19 protein-coding genes are annotated in these 23,217 nt (G+C 43.7%); 13 read left to right on the top strand and 6 right to left on the bottom strand.

The window, feature by feature from the left end; genetic code table 11:
- Nucleotides 1-42 precede the first annotated feature (42 nt).
- From G460_RS0116970 to tilS, 4 genes are all read right to left on the bottom strand, one after another.
- Complete coding sequence (locus G460_RS0116970) at nucleotides 43-2,748, bottom strand: hypothetical protein (RefSeq protein WP_157366949.1); 2,706 nt, start codon at nucleotides 2,746-2,748, stop codon at nucleotides 43-45.
- Nucleotides 2,749-2,841: 93 nt separating this feature from the next.
- Nucleotides 2,842-3,777, bottom strand: coding sequence for a malate dehydrogenase (mdh, locus tag G460_RS0116975; protein WP_026956486.1), 936 nt, complete (start codon nucleotides 3,775-3,777; stop codon nucleotides 2,842-2,844).
- Nucleotides 3,778-3,920: 143 nt separating this feature from the next.
- Nucleotides 3,921-4,436 carry a Crp/Fnr family transcriptional regulator gene (locus G460_RS0116980; protein WP_026956487.1) on the bottom strand — a complete coding sequence of 172 codons (516 nt, stop codon included), beginning with the start codon at nucleotides 4,434-4,436 and terminating at the stop codon, nucleotides 3,921-3,923.
- A 2-nt stretch (nucleotides 4,437-4,438) separates the two neighbouring features.
- A complete protein-coding gene (gene tilS / locus G460_RS0116985; protein ID WP_026956488.1) occupies nucleotides 4,439-5,758 on the bottom strand; it encodes a tRNA lysidine(34) synthetase TilS in 1,320 nt (439 codons plus the stop codon).
- Nucleotides 5,759-5,806: 48 nt separating this feature from the next.
- Between tilS and G460_RS22050 the strand changes: the two genes are divergently transcribed.
- From G460_RS22050 to G460_RS0117050, 13 genes are all read left to right on the top strand, one after another.
- Entirely contained in the window at nucleotides 5,807-7,498 is a 1,692-nt protein-coding gene (locus tag G460_RS22050; RefSeq protein WP_051316088.1) for an OstA-like protein, read from the top strand.
- A gap of 114 nt (nucleotides 7,499-7,612) precedes the next feature.
- Complete coding sequence (locus tag G460_RS0116995; protein WP_026956489.1) at nucleotides 7,613-8,329, top strand: T9SS type A sorting domain-containing protein; 717 nt, start codon at nucleotides 7,613-7,615, stop codon at nucleotides 8,327-8,329.
- 70 nt (nucleotides 8,330-8,399) lie between these two features.
- Nucleotides 8,400-9,305 carry an outer membrane protein assembly factor BamD gene (locus G460_RS0117000; RefSeq protein WP_035464569.1) on the top strand — a complete coding sequence of 302 codons (906 nt, stop codon included), beginning with the start codon at nucleotides 8,400-8,402 and terminating at the stop codon, nucleotides 9,303-9,305.
- Nucleotides 9,306-9,317: 12 nt separating this feature from the next.
- Complete coding sequence (locus G460_RS0117005; RefSeq protein ID WP_026956491.1) at nucleotides 9,318-9,635, top strand: DNA-directed RNA polymerase subunit omega; 318 nt, start codon at nucleotides 9,318-9,320, stop codon at nucleotides 9,633-9,635.
- A 1-nt stretch (nucleotide 9,636) separates the two neighbouring features.
- Nucleotides 9,637-10,851 (top strand): bifunctional phosphopantothenoylcysteine decarboxylase/phosphopantothenate--cysteine ligase CoaBC, encoded by a 1,215-nt coding sequence (coaBC, locus tag G460_RS0117010; protein ID WP_026956492.1) that lies wholly within the window; start codon nucleotides 9,637-9,639, stop codon nucleotides 10,849-10,851.
- Nucleotides 10,852-10,874: 23 nt separating this feature from the next.
- Nucleotides 10,875-11,777: a type IX secretion system protein PorD gene (porD, locus tag G460_RS0117015; RefSeq protein WP_026956493.1), complete on the top strand. Its 903-nt coding sequence runs from the start codon at nucleotides 10,875-10,877 to the stop codon at nucleotides 11,775-11,777.
- 36 nt (nucleotides 11,778-11,813) lie between these two features.
- Nucleotides 11,814-13,466: a DNA repair protein RecN gene (gene recN, locus G460_RS0117020; protein WP_026956494.1), complete on the top strand. Its 1,653-nt coding sequence runs from the start codon at nucleotides 11,814-11,816 to the stop codon at nucleotides 13,464-13,466.
- Nucleotides 13,467-13,528: 62 nt separating this feature from the next.
- Nucleotides 13,529-14,344 (top strand): enoyl-ACP reductase FabI, encoded by an 816-nt coding sequence (locus G460_RS0117025; RefSeq protein WP_026956495.1) that lies wholly within the window; start codon nucleotides 13,529-13,531, stop codon nucleotides 14,342-14,344.
- Nucleotides 14,345-14,471: 127 nt separating this feature from the next.
- Nucleotides 14,472-16,058, top strand: a complete 1,587-nt coding sequence (locus G460_RS0117030) for an amidohydrolase family protein (RefSeq protein ID WP_035464617.1) — start codon at nucleotides 14,472-14,474, stop codon at nucleotides 16,056-16,058.
- A gap of 147 nt (nucleotides 16,059-16,205) precedes the next feature.
- Entirely contained in the window at nucleotides 16,206-16,658 is a 453-nt protein-coding gene (locus G460_RS0117035) for a MarR family winged helix-turn-helix transcriptional regulator (protein ID WP_026956497.1), read from the top strand.
- A gap of 74 nt (nucleotides 16,659-16,732) precedes the next feature.
- Nucleotides 16,733-17,260, top strand: coding sequence for a YceI family protein (locus tag G460_RS0117040; protein WP_026956498.1), 528 nt, complete (start codon nucleotides 16,733-16,735; stop codon nucleotides 17,258-17,260).
- A 60-nt stretch (nucleotides 17,261-17,320) separates the two neighbouring features.
- Nucleotides 17,321-18,271 carry a ring-cleaving dioxygenase gene (locus G460_RS0117045; protein ID WP_026956499.1) on the top strand — a complete coding sequence of 317 codons (951 nt, stop codon included), beginning with the start codon at nucleotides 17,321-17,323 and terminating at the stop codon, nucleotides 18,269-18,271.
- Nucleotides 18,264-18,875 carry an alpha/beta hydrolase gene (locus G460_RS0117050; RefSeq protein WP_026956500.1) on the top strand — a complete coding sequence of 204 codons (612 nt, stop codon included), beginning with the start codon at nucleotides 18,264-18,266 and terminating at the stop codon, nucleotides 18,873-18,875. Before G460_RS0117045 ends, G460_RS0117050 begins: the two co-directional genes overlap by 8 nt.
- Before the next feature lie 62 nt (nucleotides 18,876-18,937).
- Here G460_RS0117050 and G460_RS0117055 read toward each other — a convergent pair whose 3' ends face one another.
- Both G460_RS0117055 and G460_RS0117060 read right to left on the bottom strand, forming a co-directional pair.
- Entirely contained in the window at nucleotides 18,938-21,970 is a 3,033-nt protein-coding gene (locus G460_RS0117055; protein ID WP_026956501.1) for an SbcC/MukB-like Walker B domain-containing protein, read from the bottom strand.
- Nucleotides 21,967-23,202 carry a metallophosphoesterase family protein gene (locus tag G460_RS0117060; RefSeq protein ID WP_026956502.1) on the bottom strand — a complete coding sequence of 412 codons (1,236 nt, stop codon included), beginning with the start codon at nucleotides 23,200-23,202 and terminating at the stop codon, nucleotides 21,967-21,969. Before G460_RS0117060 ends, G460_RS0117055 begins: the two co-directional genes overlap by 4 nt.
- Nucleotides 23,203-23,217 lie beyond the last annotated feature (15 nt).

Below are 23,217 nucleotides of genomic sequence, written 5' to 3' on the forward strand. Positions count from 1 at the left end.
GATGCAATTTACTCATTTCCCAGACCAGGGACAATCTCTCCCTCAATCACTCAATTGATAGGTGGTCAGGTGCTGGCCAGCGATGGTCCGGATCAAATATTTGTTTTGGTTGGGGTAGTAGGAAATTTCGATTTCCCCTTTGCTTTCTGGAGGCAATTGTGTGAGGAGATTGCCCTGAAGATCATAGAGGTAGGCAAATTCCTGTACCCGGTCTGTGATGACGACAATTTGTCTATTGGACCCAAAGTCAAAGTACTGATAACTCAGGTCGCCATCTGAAACCCTTGCTGAAAACAATTCTTTTTCATCCCGATCCATGACTTTCACTTGATTGAAATGTCTAGAAATAATCAGGTAATCAAGGTCTTTTTGGTCTGGGATGACTAGGAACTCATTGTCCCGGTCTTCTTTGATCAATTGATTTCGGTAGCTGATCTCTCCTGCGAAATTCAAATGAATCACCTCTCCTTCTGAACTGATCCCAGAGAGTTGAAATGTTCTGGATTTGGAACTACGATTGAATACAAACCCGCTTCGCAATGCATCGGCCACCTGGATAGGTGAGCCGCTTTGAACTTCACCTCGACGGTTGAATAAGAATATCTTTCCATTTTCTCCGATGGCCACCATATAGTCTCCACGGCCTGGCACGCGATAGTGGGCTGGAGCTGCGATGGTTTTTTGTCCGATTTTCAGCGGATTCCATCCTTCTAGTCTTTCTCCTGTTTTGTCCAATAGGTATAGCTCACCGTCTGCTGTACTGACAAAGTATCGATATTCTTTATTATTGTCATAGTCTACCAGATTGAGATGAGTCATCGTCTTACCGGCGAAGCTAAAAGGATAGTTTGGAAGTGGATTGCCCAATCTATCTATGCCGTAGATTCTGTCAGCAGTAGCGACCAAAAGCTGAAGCTTGCCATTTTTATAATAATCTACCTGCAAAGCCTCAGAGATCACCGGACCGGATAATTGCTGTTGGTAGACTGTTTCGCCAGCAGAATTGACCAGATAAAGGATGTGATTGCTGTCCTGAATGACCAAGTCTTCGGTGTTATCTTGGTAGTTGGTGATAGCCTTAGGACCGTAAATCAGAGGATTGGGAAATGCCACTTGACTTTCTGCATTCAAGCTGACGGTAGATTCAGGCTTGATCTCTTCTATTTCTGCAGCTTTGAAAGGAAAAACCAGGCTGGCTTTCGTTTCTTCTCCAATTTGATTGATCCGAAAAGAGACGTAAGGGAAGGCTTGAAATACAGCCGCATATTTTTGGAGAAAAGTAGTCCAGGACGGATTGCTGTTTTGTGTCCAGGTCTTCCAGATCTCAGGGATCAGATAGACTCTACTAAATCCTGCAGATGGTGTCAATGCTATTTTGGCGCTGGGGGCTCGGTTTTCATTTGCCCAATTGTTTCCATTGGTATAATCATCCAATACCAGCTTCATGGCTTGCTGGGAATTGGTAAATAACAGCAATTCATCCAGTGCGGTCACGTAGGTCTGAGGAAAGCCGAAAAACTTGCCTTCGAATATATGACCGGGGAATTCTTCGTCTCCAATGAAAAGGATTTCTTGATCTCGATAATAGTCTGAAGTCTGGTTCCCCTGAGACGCGAGGAAGTTTTTCAGCATAGCAAAGGACCGATCAGCAGCTGTATTTCTGGCAATCAAAGCCAAGTTTTGATCAGACCCGCCGTAAGCGTCGAGCTCGATCAGGTACAATTCACCGGTGAAATTATCCAGAAAGCCCCTGTCAGTCAGGTTTCTTTGGATTTCCGCCTGCAAAGTGGACTTCAATGGGAACGCTCGGTTTTTGAGCTTTTGAGTTTCGTAGATACTCGGCAAGTTGAATTGTGTGACGGCCAGGGTGGAGGTGGAGATGGTTTTTTCTACCTCTAGAAGATTGGCAGAAAGCGCAGGGGTAAAATCTACATCGTCTGCCAGATGTAGATTGCCTTCGAAACGAATTTGGTTTTCATCCAAAAACATCTGAAGCCCTACTAATGCATCCAGAGACTGGAGGCTCTCTACCGCCAGCGATTCGCGGTTTTGATGGGTGCCTTTTAGGAGGCTTCCAAGTCCTTTTCCGCTAAGCCACAGAATACCTCGTCCCGACTCTAAAGTAGGATCGGTTGGGATCAAATCTGCAAATGATTGAAGCTCTGGGTTGAGATAGTTTCGGATAGCTTCCTCTATCAAAAAAGAAGATTGAGAGGCTACGATGACCGATCCGAGAGAGGTGAAGCTCCAGGTCCTGGTATTGGCCGCATCCATGATTTCTGTGATGGGCATAGATGAATAAAGTCGGCTAGAAATTCTGCTCCCTTCAGGTAGTTTTTGACTGATTTCTTCTTTGAGATCTTCGCCGGTGCTTTGGCTAGCTTCCAGTGTAAATAAAAGATCGAATGTCTCAGCTCCCGTGGGGTGGTAGCTAATAGTGAGTGTGTTTCCGTTGAAAAGTTTGGTGACTTGACCTGAATTGCCTGTCAGACTATCCAGAGCGATCAGGTGATCAGAAATCCGCTGGAAAGCGGGAAAGTTTTTGAGAATACCCCAAGAGGAGTGCTCGACGATTTCGTTCCAGATGAGTGCGGATTCGTCAGATTCCAGCACAAATACTGCATCTTGGCCGATGAGCTCTAGGTTGTGTACTTTGGAGGTAGAAAAGTAAGTGATATAGGTCCAGTAGCCTGCAGCAGCTAGCAAAAAAACAGAAATTAGGACCAGTAGACTTTTCCAGATTTTCACTTCAGGGGTTTTGATCTCTTGTGGTTGGTACAAAAATCAGACCCGGAATACAGTCTAAATGAAGAAGTATCCCGGGTCAGAATTTAGAAAGAATTACTTGGAAAGATTGTCCAAGACGTTCATTACTTCTTTGACATGACCTCTGGAAGTTTCAAGCAATGCTTTTTCATCTTCATTGAGATCCAGTTCGATCACTTTTTCGATACCGTTTTTGCCCAAGATCACAGGCACACCTAGGTAGCAGTCATCGATTCCATATTCGCCATCTAGCTTGATGCAGACAGGGAATACTCTTCTTTGGTTTTTCAAGATCGCTTCTACCATTTGTGCAGCAGCTGATCCTGGTGCGTACCATGCGGAGGTACCCATCAATTTCACCAATTCACCGCCGCCAAACTTGGTGCGCTCAATAATTGCATTCAGTTTGTCTTCGTCGATCAATTCAGTCACAGGGATACCCGCTACAGTGGTATAGCGAGGAAGAGGAACCATAGTGTCACCATGTCCACCCATCAAGATTGCCTGGATTTCTTTGGCAGATACGTTAAGTTCTTCTGCCAAAAATGCTCTATATCGAGCCGTATCCAAGATGCCAGCCATCCCCATTACTTTGGTGCGAGGAAGCTTGGAAGTCAGATGCGCTTGATAAGTCATTACGTCCAAAGGATTGGAAACTACAATGATGATGGCGTTTGGAGAATACTTGATGACGTTTTCTGTCACAGATTTGACGATACCGGCGTTGGTTTCGATCAAGTCGTCACGTGTCATACCTGGTTTTCTTGGAAGACCAGAAGTGATCACGACCACGTCAGAATTGGCAGTTTTGCTATAGTCATTGGTGCTACCTACAGTACGTGGGTCATACTGGTTGATAGGGGCTTTTTGCCAGATGTCAAGGGCTTTGCCTTCAGCTACACCTTCTTTGATGTCTACCAAAACAATTTCTTCTGCGATTTCGCGGTAAGCCAAGACGTCGGCACAGGTGGCACCTACGTTTCCAGCTCCTACTACGGTTACTTTGCTCATGATTTTATGATTTTTTTATTGAGATAGCCTTTAAAAAGCGGCGCTAAGTTATTAAACAATGAGAGGAATAGAAACCTTCCAGTCAATACTTTGTTGTTTGGTCTTTAAATAATGTGAAAAGGGCTTGGGAGGTGAAATCCAGTCTATTCAAACATCTGTCTCAGGCTGAAAAATCCAAATGACTCTCGGTAGGATTTGAAGAGTCTCTGGTTGTTTTCATTGTAGTATTCGGCGAGTGAAGTCATCATTTTTGCCTTGATTTTGGGGTTGGATTCAAAAATCTCCTGAATGGCAAAATGAGGGATCACCGTGAGGTCTGCTTCTTCGGATGTAACGATGGCAGTGTAGGTTCGCTTAGTGTTTTGCAAAAGTGAATTCTCTCCAAATGCTTCTCCTTGATTGATGATCAAGATGGTTTCAAAATTGTCCCTGACATCGATTGTCAATTTGACTTGACCTTTTCTTACCAGATACAATGCCTGACTGGGGTCTTTGCTGAAAAAGATCACTTCATCCCGATTGTATTTTCTCTGATGCATGGCAGGGATAAAGCGTGCCATCTCCTTGTTTCTCAGCCTTTCGAAAAACTTGATCACTCTCAAAAAGCTGAAGGTGCTTTGTTCTTCTTCCGTGTATGTTTTAGAAAATGGGTTGAGCATGCTTATTTCTTTTTGAGATAAAGTGTTTTGCGGGTGGAGGCGTCACATTTGGCCCAGTCAGCAATCCTATAGCCGATCACCCAAGCGATTTTGCCTTCTGAAATCAATACTTTGACGCGTTCCTTTTCGGCAAGAGATACTTTCAAATCTATCAAAAAGTCCGAAATCTTTTTGCTGTTTTTCATCCCTAGCGGGATAAATTTATCTCCCTGCTCCCATGACCGGATCTCCAGTGGGAAACTGATTTTTTCCAGATCCAGCATCGCATTTTCTTTGGATTTGTCCAGAGGGGTATCTCCTGCTACTTTGAGTAGTTCATAGCGAGTATTTCCCAGCAGGCATTCGATATCATCTTTTTGGAGTGTGATCGATGTGAATTTTTCAGCCTGCGGAGCTAAGATAAGTGTCTCTCGGTCTACAGTCAGTCGGTAGAGACTGTTTTCAAAAAACTTCCCTGATTCTGGATGTTGGATTGTTTGGAGGATTTCTTCTGCTTGATCCGAATTAAAACCATAAGGTTTTAGCCAGAAATACAAAAGAGAGGTGGCTCCTGATGTATGCTTGACAGCTGAAATGGGCAGAAACTGAAAGTCATCTTCCGTCCTGACTTGATTGGACAGCCAGTATTGCATGAGGGAGGAAAATGCTTTCGAAGCATCTTTGATGCGGGAAAAGCTATGTAGCAGGTTTTTGCGGGAGTCTGGAGCGGTTTGCAACAGCGCAGGCAATGACTCTAGCCTAAGCTTGTTCCTTTTATAATCTGTTTTGCTATTGGATGAATCTTCTCTCCAGATGATGTTGTGTTCTGAGGCAAAGTCTGCGATTTGAGTTCTTGAAAATGGAAGCAGTGGCCGGATCAAATGGCCGCGCCTTTCAGCCATACCGATCATACCGTCCAGTCCCGTTCCTCGTAATAGATTTAAAAAAACAGTTTCTATCTGGTCATCTTCCTGATGGGCTAGGATGATCCCTTTGAGGTTTCTGGAGCTTCTCACCTGCTCAAACCAATCGTAGCGGATTTCTCGCGCTGCCATTTGGATGGATATTTTTTGGTTTTCGGCTACCTCGTAAGCATCTGCTGCATGGATATGGCAGACCAAGTCATGGGAGGCGCACCAGTTTTTGACAAAAACTTCGTCTCCATCGCTTTCCTCTGCTCTCAGATGAAAATTAACATGGGCGACTTCAAAAGGAATGTGGCTTTCGATAAGTAGGCATCCCAAAACCATGCTGTCTATCCCTCCGCTACAGGCAAAAAGATAGGTGGATTTCGGATCGAGAAGAGACTTTTGGCGTATATGCTCTTGAAAAGCTGTGATCATTGACCAAAAATAGCTTTTTATACTAATTTTGCCCACTTGAAATCGCCGATGAAATTATCATATCCCTTTTCTATTTTGCTTTTCTTCTGGCTAGCAAGCGTAGAAATTGTCAATGCTCAAGATCAGAAGATCTTAAACTTTAATCAAGCAGACTCTCTTGTTGGGCAAAATGACTTTACCCGTTTTTTGGGAAATGTGGTGATGACCCATCAAAACACGCTGATCCATTGTGATTCTGCACATTTTTTCAAATCACAAAACATGGCGAAATTCTATGGGAGGGTTAAAATTGAGGATTTGGAAGATCCTGTCACGACTACCAGCGCTTACGCGGAGTACGATGGGGCCACCAAGCTTGCCAAGCTTCGGAATAATGTGGTCTTCAAAAATGAAGAAACTACGCTGTATACGGATTTTCTCAATTATGACCGGGCGGCCAATGTAGCTACTTACTTCAATGATGGAAAAGTAGTGGACTCGACCAATGTGCTGACCAGTGAGAGGGGGAGATATGATGTCAATCTGGAAAAAATCACTTTTCAAGAGGATGTAGTTTTGGTCAACCCGGACTACACTCTCAAGACAGGTCATCTCATTTATCTTACCATTCCTAAAACGGCCGAAACGATTGGCTTGACCAATCTGGTATCTAAGGACGGGAACACCCTAGATGCGCAGAAAGGGAGTTTTTATGATACCCAGAACAAAAAATTTCGATTTTATGATGGAGTCGTAGAGACAGAGACTAGTAGGGTCAAAGCCGAAGAGCTCCTCTACGATGAACTGGAAGCCTACTATGAGGGGAACGAAAATGTGCGGGTGTTCAACAAAGAGCGGGAAGTTGAGATTTTTGGTGATTCTGGTGAGTTTTGGGAAAACAGGGGCTATAGCCGGGTTCACGGAAATGCACTGGTGCGAAGATATTTTGAGCAAGACACGCTCTATTTGGCGGCGGATACCTTGATTTCTCAAGATCATGAGTCGGACACCGCACGCTATCTGACAGCCTTTCGGTCGATTCAATTGGTCAAAACATCGCTTTCGGGGATTGCAGATTCTTTGGTTTACAATTACAATGATTCCACGATTGAGCTGTTTCAAGACCCTGTCATCTGGAATGAAAAGAGTCAGATTTCGGCAGACTCCATGGTGTTTTTTATAGAAAATGAAGAGCTAAGGAGAGCGACGATGACAAAAAATGCGTTTGCTGTCATGACGGATACTTTGTTTAATTACAATCAAATGAAAGGTCGGAGATTGATGGCTTTCTTTGATGCAGGGCAAATCAGTAGGCTGGATATAGATGGTAATGGAGAGTCGCTTTACTATGCGCTAGAAGGTGACTCGCTCAATCAGGGGATCAATAGGACTCTGTCAGCGACGATCAGTATGAGATTTAAAGAGGGGGCGATCCAGCGAGTTAATTATGGAGTGAAGCCTGATGGGAAATTTATCCCAGTCCAGTTGGTCAATGATGAAACCTCCAAACTTGAAGGGTTTCAATGGAGGCTAGAGGAGAAACCTGATATGGAGGACATTGATGCTTGGAGAAAAGTAGTGGAAATAGACCTCAATGAAAAAAATCTGTTCAATGAGCCGGATGCGGAGATTCGAATGCCTACTGATGAGGAGATTCGAAAGTCCCTAGAAAAGAAAGGTTTGTCCACTGAAAAAAGTGGTTTGTCACCATTGAAGCGCATCAATAACCTCCCAAACGATCAAATGCCTGAAAAATTTTAAAAGGCTTAACAAGTATTAAGAGGATTTTTTCAGTAAACCGTTACCCAAGACGTATTTTTGTGCGTATATTAATTGCAGTTAAACAACTGAGTGGCGTATCGATTAAAACTTTACATGAAGACTTTTCTCAAATTTTTTACCTGGCTATTGCTTGCGTTTCCTTTATTTTCGGAAGCGCAACAAGTCCATGTATTGAGTGAAGGCTTGGATTTCGTCGGAGATATCGGTAGCAGTCACAGAAAAACGGTCATTCTCCAGAATGAATCCGAACAGACTAAAACATACTTTCTCAAGAATATTGCAGGCAATGTCGGGTCTTCCCAGCGCATGAAAATTTGTGTAGGGGAGCAGTGCTATGATGCCAAGAGAGATTTGGCCAAAGTCAAGTTGACATTGAAGCCAGGCGAAATTCTGACAGATATGTATTTGGACTTTGATATGGGGATCGCTGAGTCTCGTGGAAGCTTTGAGTTGGTGTTTGTCAATCAGGACAACTTGCGAGAAGCATTCGTCGTCGAGGCTGAATACAATGTCCGCAACCCGGATAAAAGAGCAGATGATTTTGATTATGAATCTATTTCTCTGTCTGATGTCTATCCCAATCCAAGTCATAGAATAGCTCAATTTGACTATCAGGTCAAAGACCAACAAGCAAAAGCAAAAATCTCCATCAATAGCTTCATCGGGAATCCCGTAGCTGAATATGAACTTGATCCGGAGAGAAATTCCTTGGTGATCAACGTGAGTGATTTCAACCCAGGCGTATATTTCTACACGCTTTTTGTCGACAATAAAAATATTGTGACCAAAAAACTCGTTGTGAAGAAGTAAAACGATCATCTCATTCTATCCATTTGAATACCAATTAATATCCCGTATATTTGCGGTCTTGAAAATGAACATGCGCATACAACCCCTATTTATTCTACTTCTTGTGCTGGTTTTCGGTGCTTGTGGACCTTTCAATAAGTTGGAAAAAAGCACCAACTGGGAAGAACTCTATGAGGGTGCCAATAAATACTACCAAGAAGGAGAGTATAATAAAGCCATCATTCTTTACGATAAAGTCCTTCCGGTGATCCGGGGAAGTGAAAAAGCGGAATTGGCGGATTATAACTACGCAAATTGTCATTTCAAGACAAAGCGATATATCGAGGCTGCCGGCTATTTCAGTAATTTCTATAGAACTTACAGCCGAAGTCCTTTGGCTGAGGAAGCATTGTTTATGAATGCGTATTCTCTCTATTTGGATGCGCCTGATTTCAATCTAGATCAGCAAAGTAGTCAAGAAGCGGTAGCAGCGATCCAAAATTTTGTAACAAGATTTCCTGGATCTGCCAGCTTTGAGAGAGCGATGGAAATGCTCGAGGATTTAGAAAGTAGATTTGAAGAAAAGGCCTACCATGAGGCTGCGATGTACTACAGATTGAAGGACGGACTCTATCCGGGGGATTTCTATCGTGCCTGCATTGTCAATTTCCAGAATTTTGCAAAAGACTATCCTGAAAGCAAATACAACGAAGAGCTGGCTTACAAATTAGTAGAAGTAGGCTACGTGTACGCTGAAAACAGTGTTTTCGTCAAGAAAGAAGAACGCTTGAATGACGCTTTGAAGTTTGCTACGAATTTTCAGAGAAGATATCCAGATAGTAAGTTTCTGGCAGAAGTAAAGGAATATGAGGCTGATACCAAGGAGGAACTTGAGTCTCATATGAAAACAAAACAGCAAATAGCAGAACGAACTGCAAAAGCTGAGGCTGAAGCTGCTGCGCAAGTGGCAGAGCAACCCAAAACAGATAATAAATAAACAACATATAGTATGGCTACAAATCCGTCTATTATCACTCGCGACTTGGACAAAGTTGCTGCTCGTACCGAGAACATCTACGAATCTCTACATGTAGTGGGTCAGAGAGCGAAGCAAATCTCCGGCAATTTGAAGGAAGAATTGAACAACAAACTTTCTGAATTTGCCTCTACAGTAGATAATTTGGAAGAAGTATTTGAAAACAAGGAGCAGATTGAAATCTCCAAGTTCTACGAAAGAATGCCAAAACCTTCTACGCTAGCGATGGAAGAGTTTCTAGAAGGAAAAGTATATCACAGATATCCGGAGCAGGAAGAAGAAGGCCAATAACATGAGCCTTCAAGGAAAGCGGATTATACTAGGAGTAAGTGGCAGTATTGCGGCTTACAAGTCCGCACACCTGACCCGATTATTAGTCAAAGAAGGAGCAGAAGTGCAAATTATTATGAGCACTTCTGCTCTTGATTTTATTACCCCTTTGACCCTTTCTACACTTTCCAAAAGACCAGTCTATCATCAATTTCAAAAAGATGAAACTGGTGAATGGAACAATCACGTGGAGTTAGGCCTTTGGGCAGATCTATTTTTAGTGGCACCAATGAGTGCCAATACCTTGGGTAAATTTGCCAATGGAATCTGTGACAATCTGCTGACGGCCACTTACCTCTCGGCCCGATGTCCGGTCATGCTAGCTCCTGCCATGGACTTGGATATGTATCAGCATCCCTCTGTCCGCAAAAACTTAGAAACGGTTCAATCCTTTGGAAACCATTTGCTGGATGCAGAATCCGGTGAATTGGCAAGCGGCCTCAGTGGAAAAGGCCGAATGATGGAGCCAGAGCATATAGTGGAGCAAGTCAAGAGGTTTTTTACGTCAAAGTTAGATTTTCAAGGAAAGAAGGTTCTGATTACACTTGGGCCTACTCAAGAAGCGATCGATCCGGTTCGCTATATCAGTAATCATTCAAGCGGTAAAATGGGCATGGCTCTCGCGGAGCAATTGAAAGAGCAGGGTGCAGAAGTGTATGTAGTAGCAGGTCCTATCCATATTTCTGTTGATAAAAGTAAATTTCACTGGCTGGACGTCATGTCTGCCCAGGAGATGTTTGATGCTAGTGCCGAGATTCACCCCAAGATGGATGTTGTGATTTTTGCGGCGGCAGTAGCAGACTATGGTCCTGCAGAGGTGGCGCCAGAGAAAATCAAAAAGAGTGAGGATACGATGCAGATTCGTTTGAAGAAGAATATCGATATAGCATTGACTCTGGGAAATCAGAAACATCCGAATCAGCTTCATGTCGGGTTTGCTTTGGAGACTGAAAATGAATCAGCTCACGCAAAGGCTAAACTCGCGAAGAAAAACTTTGATATGATCGTGCTCAATTCCATGAAGGAAAAGGGAGCCGGATTTCGTGGGGACACCAATAAGGTCCATATTTTCACCAAAAATGGAAAGCAAGTGGAATCTAGCCTGATGCAAAAATCAGAAATCGCTTCCATGATTCTGGATGAAATCAAAAAAATGTCCAGCTGGACAGAAGCCTGATAATTTCTTTTATTTTTAGGGGAATGAAAAAACTCTGCCTTACACTTTTTTTGCTTTTGCCAACCCTGTTAGCTTTTTCTCAGGAACTCAATTTCACTGTGATTATCAATAGTGATCGGGCTAGAATCCAGAATACGGATATTTTTGAGCAGATGAAAACAGCCTTTGAACAGTTTCTGAATGGTAGATCATGGACTTCGGATGAGTTTAGACCGGAGGAGAGAATCAAGGGGAATCTGCTTATCACGATCAATGATGTTCCGCAAGTGGGCGTCTATTCTGCTACAGTACAAGTACAGACGGTGCGGCCTGTCTATGGAACCGGTTATGAGAGTTTGGTTTTTAATTTTGCAGATCGTAACTGGAATTTCGAATTCATAGAATCTCAGCCTTTAGAGTTCAATCGCTTTACGTTCCTTAACAACATCAGTTCACTGCTGGCTTTTTATGCCAATATCACACTGGGGCTGGACTACGATACATTTGAGGACAATGGAGGGCAGCAGTTTTTTGCGGTAGCCAATGACATCGTCAACAATGCACAGCAATCCGGAAGAGCCGGATGGGTACAAAATGCCGGCGACAGAAGATCACGGTATTGGCTGATCAATGATATCTATACCTCATCTGTTTACTCCTCTATTCGAGAGGCCTATTATCTCTATCATCGCCAGGGATTGGATCTGCTTCAGGTAGAGCCGGATAAGGCATACGAGAATATTTTGGAATCTATCCGTTTGGTAGCTGAAGCCAATAAGACACAGCCAAATGGGATTTTTACGATTTCGTTTATGGATGCGAAAAGTGATGAAATCTCCCAAATCCTGAAGAATGCTCCGCTAGAAATCCGAACGGAAGCAGTGGAGTTGCTGTTGGAAGTAGATCCAAATAATGCCAGAAAGTACAACGAGCTGCTGAAAAGCTAAAACGGATTTTTTAGCTTTGTGAGAATCTAAATTCCCATGCTTAAAACTCTCAGTATTTCCAATTATGCCCTGATCGATGAGTTGCAGATGCAGCCAAGTCCAGCCCTGAGTATGATCACAGGTGAGACTGGAGCCGGCAAATCCATCATGTTGGGAGCTGTTGGTCTTTTGTTGGGAAATCGGGCAGATACCAAAGTACTGTTGACCGAGGAGAAAAAATGCATCATCGAAGGTGTGTTCGAGATAGGAGCCTATGGATTGCGTGATTTTTTTGAGACTCAAGAACTCGACTACGAAACACCCTGCATCATCCGAAGGGAAATCAGTCCCAGTGGCAAATCCAGATCTTTTGTCAATGATACGCCCGTTAGACTGGACGTATTAAAAGAATTGGGCACCAGACTGATGGATGTGCATTCGCAGCACGATACGCTTCAGCTGGCGGATGGAAAATATCAATTGGGTTTGATAGATGCTTTTGCACAAAGCCAAGAAGAAATCAAAACTTACAAAGCAGCATATTCGAGATTCAAACAAGCCAAAAAATCTTTTGAAATCCTCCAAAAGGATGCGCTTGATCTACAGAAAGAGGCGGATTTTAATCAGTTTCAGTTAGATGAATTAAGTTCCTTGACACTCCAGTCGGGAGAGCAGGAGGAAATGGAGTCCAGCCAGGAAGTGTTGGAAAATGCGGAGGAGATCAAGCAAAAAATTAATGAATTGCTGAATCTGTTTGAAGATGAGCAGTTCGGGTTGATTCAGGGCTTGTCTCAGGTACAGCAAGGCTTGCAGAATTTAGGGAGACTTGCGCATAAGTTTGAAGGATTGAAGGATCGGTTTCAGGAGACCTTTATAGAACTGAAAGATATAGCAGATACGCTTGGAGATGAAGAAGGAAAGGTCGAGATCGACTTTGAAAAACTGGATGAAATCAGAGATCGACTAAGCAAGATCTATCAATTGCAGAAAAAGCATGGCGTCAATTCTGTCGAGGAATTGATGAAAATCGAGTCTGAACTGGCTGAGAAGGTTTTTCAAGTACAAAACTTGGATGAAAATCTGAAGGAAGCCGCCGAAAAGCTGAAAACAGCTGAGCAACAGATGTTGGCTGCTGGAGAGCTATTGAGTGACAAGAGAAAGTCGTGTTTTGCGGTTTTTGAAAAGTCACTTCAGGAGCTTTTGTCAGGGTTGGGGATGGAAAACGCCAAAATTCACGTAGAGCATCAACAAGTTGCTCCAAGCAGCCTTGGCTTGGATGAAATCGAAATTCTTTTTTCTGCCAATAAAGGATCCTCTCCTCAAGCTTTGAAAAAAGTGGCTTCGGGAGGCGAGTTTTCCAGATTGCTTTTTGGAATCAAATACCTCATGGCCGACAAAATGGCCCTTCCGACTTTGATTTTTGATGAGATCGACACTGGGATCTCGGGAGAAGTTGCGTTGCAAATGGTGCGGATGATGCAGGAGATTTCCAAGGATCATCAGGTCATTTGCATTACTCATTTGCCTCAGGTGGCAGCCAAAGGTGATACACATTACTTTGTCTTCAAGGATAATCAAACTGACAGGACGATCAGTAAAATAAAACTTTTGAATGAGGACGAAAGGATCTCTGAGTTGGCAAAAATGATCGCTGGCTCCAATCCGTCCGCCTCTGCTGTAGAGAGCGCCAAAGAGCTCCTGCTTCAATAGGTCGCCAATTCGGGGAAAATCCCTATTTTTACGGCATATTTTTGACTTCAATCAAAAGCTATATGCCAGAAAATTTGCTAAAAGGTAAAGTAGGGATCATCACCGGGGCATTGGATGAAAATTCAATTGCTTGGAAAACAGCCCTTAAGGCCAAAGAACAAGGGGCAAAATTTGTCCTTACCAATGCTCCAATCGCCATGAGAATGGGAGCAATCAAAGAACTTGCTGAAGAATGTAATACCATCGTCATCCCTGCGGATGCCACTGTGGTAGAAGATATCGAAAAATTGTACACCGAAGCCAAGGAGTTTTTGGGAGCGGATTTCGATTTCTTGCTGCACTCCATCGGAATGTCTCCAAATATCAGAAAAGGCAAATCCTACGGAGAGCTGAACTACGACTGGATGAGCAAATCATTTGATGTGTCTGCAATCTCATTTCACAAGATGATGCATGTGGCTGAGAAAATGGACATCATGAAAGAATGGGGCTCTATCGTGGGGCTTTCATACATTGCCGCTCAGCGAGTGTTTCCTTTCTATACGGATATGGCTGATGCCAAAGCGCTTTTGGAAAGCATCGCTAGAGGGTATGGATACAGATTTGGAAAATTGAAAAAAGTACGTGTAAACACCATCTCCCAGTCTCCGACTAAAACTACTGCTGGATCCGGTATAGGTGGATTTGACTCTTTCTTCAATTTCGCTGAGTCTCTTTCTCCCCTAGGGAATGCCTCGGCAGATTCATGTGCAGATTACATCGTCACAATGTTCTCCGATTTGACTAGAATGGTCACCATGCAAAATCTTTTCCATGACGGGGGGTATTCATTTACCGGTATTTCTGAGGATATAATGGACAAGTTCCAGGATTTATAAGAAAATAGACCTTCATCTAAAGGCTCTGAGAAATCAGGGCCTTTTTTGTTTTCCCTCATCCAAAATGAGTTTTTTGGTTTCTCTTTTTACCCTATCTTATTCCATTAAACACCAACCACCATACCCTATGTTAAAAAAAATACTCTTTACGCTGGCGTTCGCAGTTTCTGCGGTATACGCTTTTGCTCAGATAGAGCCGGCGCCAGACAGAAATGAAGGCGAAGGGCCGTATTCTAAATTGATCATTCGTGGAGTGATTCTGATCGACGGGACGGGAGCACCCCCAACCGGTCCTGTGGATATTGTAGTAGAGAAAGATAAGATCACAAGAATCCAACAAGTAGGATATCCAGGCTTACCGATTAATGATGCTCGCAGACCCAAAGCTGATGAGAATACACAGGAATTGGATCTGGAGGGACATTATCTACTGCCGGGGTTTGTAGATGCACATGCGCACATTGGCGGACGAGGTCAGGGGACACCGGCTGAATATGTATACAAGCTATGGATGGCGCATGGGGTCACTACCATTCGGGACCCTTCTGCTGGAAATGGGCTTGATTGGGTGCTGAGTGAAAAGGAAAGGTCTGCTGCCAATGAGATTGTAGCTCCGAGAATATTGGCCTATACAGGTTTTGGACAAGGTGCCAAAGAACCAATCGTAACCGCAGAGCAAGCGAAGGCCTGGGTGAATGAAAACAAGAATAAGGGAGCTGACGGGATCAAATTTTTCGGGGCCAATCCAGAAGTGATGGAGGCTGCTATTTCTGAAAATAAAAAGGTCGGGTTGAGGTCGGCGATGCATCACCAGCAAATGGACGTGGCCAGATGGAACGTGCTTCATTCAGCTCGTGTGGGTTTGACATCCATGGAGCACTGGTATGGCCTGCCAGAAGCATTATTTGAGGATCGAACGGTTCAGGATTTCCGCTTGGACTATAATTATCAAAACGAGCAACATAGGTTTGCTGAAGCGGGAAAGCTTTGGAAGCAGGCGGCGGCTCCGTATTCAGAGCATTGGAATAATGTCATGAATGAATTGTTGGAACTTGACTTTACGCTGGATCCCACTTTTAACATCTATGAGGCAAATCGGGATTTGATGCGAGCTCGCACAGCAGAGTGGCATGATGTCTATACCTTGCCATCTCTTTGGAGATTTTATTCCCCGAGCCGGCAGTCTCATGGTTCTTATTGGTTTGATTGGACTACCGAGGAAGAGTTGCAGTGGAAAGAGAACTATAGGCTTTGGATGACTTTTGTCAATGAATATAAAAACAGAGGCGGTCGGGTGACAGCTGGATCTGATTCTGGTTTTATTTATCAGTTGTACGGCTTCGCTTACATCCGTGAGCTAGAACTTCTCCGTGAGGCAGGTTTTCATCCTTTGGAAGTGATTCGATCTGCGACGATGTATGGAGCGGAGGCTTTGGGAATGGAGAATTCAATCGGAACTGTGGAAGTAGGAAAGTTGGCTGATTTCGTGATTTTGGAAGAAAATCCCCTACAAAACCTGAAGGTTCTTTACGGGACTGGAGCGATTAGAATTGATGAAAATAACAAGCCGATCCGAGTCGGAGGAGTGAAATACACGGTGAAAGACGGAATCGTCTATGATGCTAAAAAGTTGCTGGAGGACGTAAAGCAAATCGTAGACGCTGCCAAAGCGGAAGAAAATACTACGATCACTCAGCCAGGATTGGACTGGTAGGAGCTATCAACTATTAAAGAGAAAGAGGCCTTGGCCTCTTTTTTTATTTTCTAGAGTCTTAAAATCGATTTTTCTGATTTATTTTTTCAAAAGTGAAACCTTTTTTTATATTTACATGTATATACATTAAATACATTTGAAATTAAAATGGGAAAGATAGAAGAAGCGATACAGCAAAGGGAATTTAAGGATCCATTCAATAAGTTAGTGGTCAACCTTTTGTACACCCATAGCTACCTTGTGGCAGCACAAGCGACTCTGTTTAAACCCAATGATATTTCTCCCGAGCAATACAATGTATTGCGCATATTGAGAGGGCAAAAAGGTGCTCCTATTACCGTTTCGTCCATTCAAGAGCGAATGCTTAATAAAATGTCCAATGCTTCTAGACTAGTGGAGAAGCTAAAAAATAAAGGACTGGTAGAGCGCAGTGAATGCTCCAAAGATCGTCGTCAGGTGGATATACTGATTACGGAAAAAGGAATGGAGCTGCTCTGTTTAGTAGAGAAAAGCGTGGAGGATTTTAATCAGAAAATAGTTCACCTCACTGAAGATGAGGCTATTCAGCTGAATGATCTATTGGACAAATTGAGAGGATAAAAAAAATTTGGACCTATATGTGTCTAGACATCTAATGTAAATACAAAATAAAATCAACTTAAAACAACAACATCATGACAAGTACAAAATGGATTATCGACCCAACACACTCTGAAGTTTCTTTCAAAGTAAAACACTTGGTGATTTCTACCGTGACAGGTTATTTCAGAGAGTTTGAAGGAGCCGCAGAATCATCATCTGATGATTTTGATGGGGCAAAAGTGTCTTTCTCTGCAGCAATTGATAGCATTGATACCAATCAAAAAGATAGAGATAACCACTTGAAATCTGCTGATTTCTTCGATGCTGCCAATCATCCAAAGCTTTCTTTCGAAGGAGCCATCAGCAATGACGGCGGAGATTACAAATTGATCGGTAACTTGACTATCCGTGAGACTACCAAAGAGGTCACTTTAGATGTGGACTTTGGTGGAGTCGCAGGTGATCCTTACGGTCAGACCAAAGCTGGATTTGAAATCGAAGGTAAAATCAACCGGAAGGACTTCGGTCTGGCATGGTCAGCAGTGACTGAGGCAGGAAGTGTCGTAGTCAGCGATCAAGTGAGACTTTTGCTCAGCGTGCAGCTAGTCAAACAAGCTTAAATACAAATCAACAAGTATTAAAAGCTCTCATTCGAGAGCTTTTTTTTCAAATCCAATATCATGAAAAAGCTCGTCACAGGAATTCATCATATCACTGCTATCGCAGGCAACCCCCAAGCGAATATAGATTTCTATACAGGTATCCTTGGTTTGAGATTGGTCAAAAAGACGATCAATTTCGATGCGCCTGATGTCTATCACTTCTATTTCGGGGATGAGTTGGGGCAGCCGGGTACGGTTTTTACCACATTTCCATTTACAGGAGCCAGAAAAGGCCGAAAGGGAGTCGGTGAGTTGACCTATACAGCTTTTTCTATTGGCAAAGATTCATTGGGTTTTTGGAGAGAGAGGTTGCGAAAGTTTGGGGTTGTGATTTCAGATACCCTGACCAGATTTGGTTCGGAGCTGATTCGTTTTGAGGATCATGACGGAATGGGAATCGAGCTGGTAGCTACAGATGAGGATCAAAGACCTGGTTGGACCTACGGACAGATACCTTTGGAACATAGCATTCGCGGATTCTATGGGGCTACCTTGAATCTTCGAGCCAAAGAACTGACCGAAAAGCTGCTTGTCAATCATATGAACTATAGCTTTATAGCTCAGGAAGGAAACAGGTTTCGCTATGGTACTGAGGGAAAGCCTGGAGATATTGTGGATATATTGGTTGACAGTGCCGTACCTCATGGTGTGCAAAGTGCGGGAACAGTGCATCATATTGCTTTCCGAACGGAGAATGAAGCGAGTCAATTGGAAATTCAGCAAATCTTACTTCAGCATGGCTATCATGTGACAGAAGTGAAAGACAGAAATTATTTCAAGTCGATCTATTTCCGCGAACCGGGAGGTGTGTTATTTGAAATCGCTACAGATGAGCCAGGTTTCGCAATTGACGAAGATGAAGCCCGTCTTGGTGAATTGATTAAGTTGCCAGACTGGGCGGAGCCTTCTCGTGAGAAAATAGAAAGCAGCCTAACTCCCGTCACACTTAATCCAATGAACTATGTCTAATATCCATCAAGCAGGCATCCCAATCGAAGAAGCAAGTAAAGCAGCAATACTTCTTCACGGAAGAGGTGCCAGTGCTTCTAGTATTCTGTCGTTGCGGCAATACCTCAATTTGGAAGGCTTTGCACTTCTAGCTCCTCAGGCAGAAGGGAATACTTGGTATCCGTATAGTTTTATGGCTCCGGACGAAAGCAATGAAAAATCACTGAAAACTTCCCTTTCCATCGTAGATGAGGCTTTTCAACTTGCACTGAAGCATGAGATCAAGCCTGAGCAGATATATTTCATTGGGTTTTCGCAAGGTGCGTGTTTGAGTTTGGAATATGCCGCACTGCATGCTCAAAAGCTGGGTGGAGTGATCGCATTTACCGGAGGATTGATTGGAGAAAAGCTCGAGCCAACGAAGTATATGGGCGACTTTGAGTCTACTCCGATTTTTATCGGTAGCAGCAAAAGAGATTTCCATGTTCCGGCTGAAAGAATCCTACAATCAGCCTCCTTGTTGGAAGGGATGGGCGCTCAAATCAAAACTTTGCTCTTTGAAGACGGTGATCATACCATTCGTCAAGATGAGATTGACTGGGTCAACAAGAATATGTTACCTTAAGGAAAATTGGTTTTCTTAGTTCAAAAAGTCTCTCGGCATCTAGCCGGGGGACTTTTTTGCTTTTAATAGGAGTAAGTTACCTGAGATCCTTTATCTGGATCCAGCTCGACTTTGGCAAAGACGCCTATCTCCTGTTGGAGTTCTTCCACATGGCTGATGATACCTACGATCCGGTTTTCATGTCTCAGCGATTTCAGCGTTTCAAATACTACCCGGAGGGCATTTCTATCCAAGGCGCCGAAGCCTTCATCCAAAAAGAAGAAACTTTGATCAGCCTGATTCAGTGCTTTTATTTTTTCTGCCAAAGCCAAAGCAAGACAAAGAGAAGCCTGAAAAGTCTGGCCGCCAGAAAGGGTTTTGAGTAGACGTCTTTTGCCTCCATTGAGGTAGTCGATGACCCAAAAGGTATTGTCATCATCGATCTCCAAGCTGAGGCTATTTTTGCTCAGCTTCATGAAGCGCAAATTGGCTGTATTGCAGAGTTCCTTGAGGTAGATGGAACTGACATATTTGACAAATCCCGAGCCTTTGAATAGTCGCTCCAGCTCTCGTAGATAGCTTTCTCGTTTTTCTATTTTCTCTTTGGTGGCATGGAGGAGAATCTTTTCTGCAAGTTTTTCTTGGTAGGTTTTGATTTGCTCCTGTAGGAGAGCGGCTCTATTGCGGCTTTCTTCTGCGGCAGATTTCAGTAGGTGATATTTGGCCTGCATCTGCACAAAGTGCTCTTCTTGGAACTCAGTGACTTCTTTTTCTTGCTCCAGTTCGCTGATTCTGCTCTCTGCCAGCGCTAATCTTTGATCAAACTGTTGGATGTCTCTGGCGATCTTTTCTGCATCCAGTGAGTGCTCAAACAAGCGAATCAATCTCGGCTCATCCTGAAACCCATGCTCGATTTTGAGGTTTTCAAATTCAGTTTGGCGTAAATGTAGATTCGATTCAGTCTGTTCCAGCTGCGATCTGAAATGCTTCAAATCCGTCTGATTTGTGGTTTGTTTGGTTTTTACTTCTTGTAGATGGGCTACTTTTCCTTCCCAATCTCTCTGCGCATTTTCGATATCCCTTTCCACCTTGGCGATGCCAGACTCGATTTCTTGGATTTCTTTCGAGAAAAAGGATTTGCAAAATGTAGGGTCGTAGAGGTCCTTCTCCTTGGATTGGATTTGAGAGGAAAGATTTTCTTTTTTTAAATTGGCTTGCTGAAAAGCAACCTGTTCCTTCTCCAATTTTTCACGGTTGATTTGCCAGTTTTTTCGAAGCTCCTGCTGCGTTTTGAGAATGGATTCCCGCTGCTGAAGACTGCTTTCCAGCTCTCTGATTTTCTCAGTGAGTCTGATGCTATTCTCTATCCCCAAGCGGCTGATTTCTTCCTGAACCATTGAGAGTTTCTTCTCTAGCTGTGCTATTTCGTTGCCTTTTGTTTGGGTGTTTTTCTGGTGGTTTTCCAGGTGCAAATGCTGCTCTTTGAGTAGTTGGATCAGTTGCGAAATCTCTTCCAAGGCATGTTTCTCCTCAGTCAATTGCCGATCTATTTGTTGTGCTTCTTTTTCTTGGTTTTCAGCATTTAGAGGATTGGGGTGCTCTGCTGATCCACAGAGAGGACATGGTTTGCCGTCCTCCAAAAGATGGGAGTGAGCGTAAAGCCCCATGTTCCGCAGGGTGTTTTCGCGCATGTTTTCGACTTCAGAGACTTTGCTCCTTTGATTCAGCTGCCATTCATTTTCATCTACAAACTCGCCTGGGATTTTGCTTCGAAGCTGTGTAATTGTTTGGGTAAAGCTATTCCCCTCTTTATCTAATTGTGCCAAAGCTTTTTTCTGAAGGCTGATTTGTTCGTCTAGCTCGGTCCATTGTCGCTGTAGAGATTTGAGATCAGATAATTGTGCGGCATCTAGGCTAGGTAGCGATTCCAGTTCTTGATCCAGCTGATGAGCTTTTTTGTCCAGCTGGTTTTGGTTTGTTGTCAGGGAGTCAATTGATGGTTTTAGTGTTTCCAGATGGGCTTGGCTGAGGGCCAGGTTTTCTTGGAGTTTTTTCAGTTCTATGACTCTTTTGAGATCTCGAATTTTGGCTTCCCGGAGAGGACGATTTTGGTTTTTTTGCTTTAGATCTTGTTCTTCGATTTCGAGTTGTTTGATTTCTTTTTCAAACTCAGCCTCGAAGCGCAGGCTATCCGTGATGCTGATCTGATACTTTTCCCGGTCTTTCTTCAGGTCCTGCAGCTGGTTCCAGATAGGTCGTAGGTGGTTTTTGGCTGTGATAAATTCCTGATGCAAGATGCGCTGCTTGTCGATCTGAGGTTTTTGGTCAAGGAGCTCCTTGCGCATTTTTCTAAACTCAGTCCAGTTAGCATGTTTTTCCTGAAATTTTTCCAGTTGCCGCACTTGTTCGTCGAGGGCTTTGACCTCTGACTCGACTCGGGAGGATTCAGTAGTTAGTTTATTTAGGAGTTCAGTTTTTTCAGCCAATAGCTCTGGAGTAAACTCTTCCAAGCCTTGAAGCTTGGTGTCCAGACGGATTTTTTCATCCTTTACCTCCCTCAGGAGAGCGCCAGTCTTGCCGGATAGATCAAAACGTTCTAGCCCAAAGAGTTCTTTCATCATGTCGGCTCTGGGGCCGGGCGTCAGATCGATAAATTCCCGGAATTTTCCCTGAGGAATAATCACGGTCTGCTTGAAATGCTCCTTTTTCATCCCAATGATATCCTCGGCACGCAGCTCTAAAGGAACCCAGTCCGAGCCTGATTTTTCATAGAAGGTATGGCTCGCTGGATCTACTTTTTCCGGATCTTTTTTATTTCGTTTGGCTTCATATCGAGCCAAATACGTCTTAGAGTTGTTTTTGCCTGCCTGAAAGGTAAAATTGATCAGCAGCTGATCGCTTTGTAGGTTGAGCATGGAGTTTTTTTCACCCCGGTCCGAAAGCCGCTCGGTGCTACCATAGAGTGCGAGAAGTATCCCTTCCAAGATGGAAGATTTGCCGCTGCCTACTGCTCCGAATATCCCAAACAGGCCTGCTGCGGTCAGGGCATTAAATTGAATGCTTTGTTTTTCGCGATAGGAGTACAATCCCTCGATATCTAGCTGAACAGGTATCATGGCTGGCTTTCTTGGCTGATTACTTCTTTGAAAATTTCCAACAGCTCCTCGTTGGGCTCCTGGCCTCGTTCACTTTGATGATAAAGCCTGAATAGACTCATCATGTCTTTTTCCAAATCTTCCGCTTTCAAGCTCAGTTCTTCTTTCCCTACGGGATTTTTGATGAATGGAATTAAATTGACGATACCGTCGTGGGCTTTCAAAATGGCTTTTCTGGTCGCTGCATCGATGGAATGCTCTGTCACATAGGTGATTTCTACGAAACAATACGGGTTTTGCTCCAGCCACTCCAGTGTGTCGGTCAGGTCATCAAATGTTTTTCGATAGAGTGGGCGACCTTGCTTGAGGCCGATAGGTTTGATTATGGTTTGGGAGCCAAGATTTAGCTCGGCAAGGACTATTTTCTTTTCCTGATCTGCTTCCGAAAATGAATAGGCCAGAGGGGAACTGGAGTAAATCACCGGGCAATGATCATGAGAGATGCTTTGAAATCGGTGCAAATGTCCCAAGGCGGCATATTGTATCTGAGGCGGGATGTTTTGGGTGAAAAGGGCTTGAGTACCTCCGACATGAAGAATGGGACGCTCAGATTCTGGTTCGGCGTCTGCGGGTATCGATGAACCTTCCTTCACAAAAAAGAAATGACCTAGATACAGATTGATGCCAGAGTCATCACAATATGTGTCCGCCAGCTGTTTCCATTTGTCGGCCAGCACTTGACGAAACTCGGCCTCCCTATCCCCTTCACCCAAGTAGGTTTTGAGACTCACCTCATTCGCATAGGGAGCTAGGATAATTCGCACAGGAAAGGGATGCTGCGGAAGCTTTAGCTCCACAAATCCAGGCTCTGATTTGGTGATTTCGAGTCCAGATTCCAGTTTGCCACATGGGATGACCGAATCATAGCGGCTATAAAACAAAATTCCCATCTCACGGGCCAAGGGATCCGGAGCCTCTACAAATTGGCTGCTGTCATGGTTGCCAGAGATCGCGATAATAGGTCTGGTTCCCCCTCTAGATAGGCGGTGGAGCGATTTGTAAAGGAGTTCCACCGCTTCGTGAGAGGGGTTGAAAGAGTCAAAAATATCTCCTGCCAAAAGGGCGAGGTCGACTTCTTCCTGATCGGCGATTTGGATGATTTCATCCAAAACCAGTTTTTGTTCCGGCAATCTGGAAAACTCCTGAAGCCTTTTTCCCAAATGCCAATCGGCGGTATGAAGGATTTTGAGCATGTTTGATAGGTCAAC

This window comes from Algoriphagus vanfongensis DSM 17529, assembly GCF_000429465.1.
Classification (GTDB): Bacteria; Bacteroidota; Bacteroidia; order Cytophagales; family Cyclobacteriaceae; genus Algoriphagus; species Algoriphagus vanfongensis.

Coding starts and splice junctions, on each gene's coding strand:
- G460_RS0117060 (WP_026956502.1), bottom strand. CDS start 23,202: ATGCTCAAAATCCTTCATACCGCCGATTGGCATTTGGGAAAAAGGCTT.
- G460_RS0117035 (WP_026956497.1), top strand. CDS start 16,206: ATGGGAAAGATAGAAGAAGCGATACAGCAAAGGGAATTTAAGGATCCA.
- G460_RS0116995 (WP_026956489.1), top strand. CDS start 7,613: ATGAAGACTTTTCTCAAATTTTTTACCTGGCTATTGCTTGCGTTTCCT.
- G460_RS22050 (WP_051316088.1), top strand. CDS start 5,807: ATGAAATTATCATATCCCTTTTCTATTTTGCTTTTCTTCTGGCTAGCA.
- G460_RS0116980 (WP_026956487.1), bottom strand. CDS start 4,436: ATGCTCAACCCATTTTCTAAAACATACACGGAAGAAGAACAAAGCACC.
- G460_RS0117005 (WP_026956491.1), top strand. CDS start 9,318: ATGGCTACAAATCCGTCTATTATCACTCGCGACTTGGACAAAGTTGCT.
- coaBC (WP_026956492.1), top strand. CDS start 9,637: ATGAGCCTTCAAGGAAAGCGGATTATACTAGGAGTAAGTGGCAGTATT.
- G460_RS0117040 (WP_026956498.1), top strand. CDS start 16,733: ATGACAAGTACAAAATGGATTATCGACCCAACACACTCTGAAGTTTCT.
- recN (WP_026956494.1), top strand. CDS start 11,814: ATGCTTAAAACTCTCAGTATTTCCAATTATGCCCTGATCGATGAGTTG.
- G460_RS0117055 (WP_026956501.1), bottom strand. CDS start 21,970: ATGATACCTGTTCAGCTAGATATCGAGGGATTGTACTCCTATCGCGAA.
- tilS (WP_026956488.1), bottom strand. CDS start 5,758: ATGATCACAGCTTTTCAAGAGCATATACGCCAAAAGTCTCTTCTCGAT.
- G460_RS0117000 (WP_035464569.1), top strand. CDS start 8,400: ATGCGCATACAACCCCTATTTATTCTACTTCTTGTGCTGGTTTTCGGT.
- G460_RS0117025 (WP_026956495.1), top strand. CDS start 13,529: ATGCCAGAAAATTTGCTAAAAGGTAAAGTAGGGATCATCACCGGGGCA.
- mdh (WP_026956486.1), bottom strand. CDS start 3,777: ATGAGCAAAGTAACCGTAGTAGGAGCTGGAAACGTAGGTGCCACCTGT.
- G460_RS0117050 (WP_026956500.1), top strand. CDS start 18,264: ATGTCTAATATCCATCAAGCAGGCATCCCAATCGAAGAAGCAAGTAAA.
- G460_RS0117030 (WP_035464617.1), top strand. CDS start 14,472: ATGTTAAAAAAAATACTCTTTACGCTGGCGTTCGCAGTTTCTGCGGTA.
- G460_RS0117045 (WP_026956499.1), top strand. CDS start 17,321: ATGAAAAAGCTCGTCACAGGAATTCATCATATCACTGCTATCGCAGGC.
- porD (WP_026956493.1), top strand. CDS start 10,875: ATGAAAAAACTCTGCCTTACACTTTTTTTGCTTTTGCCAACCCTGTTA.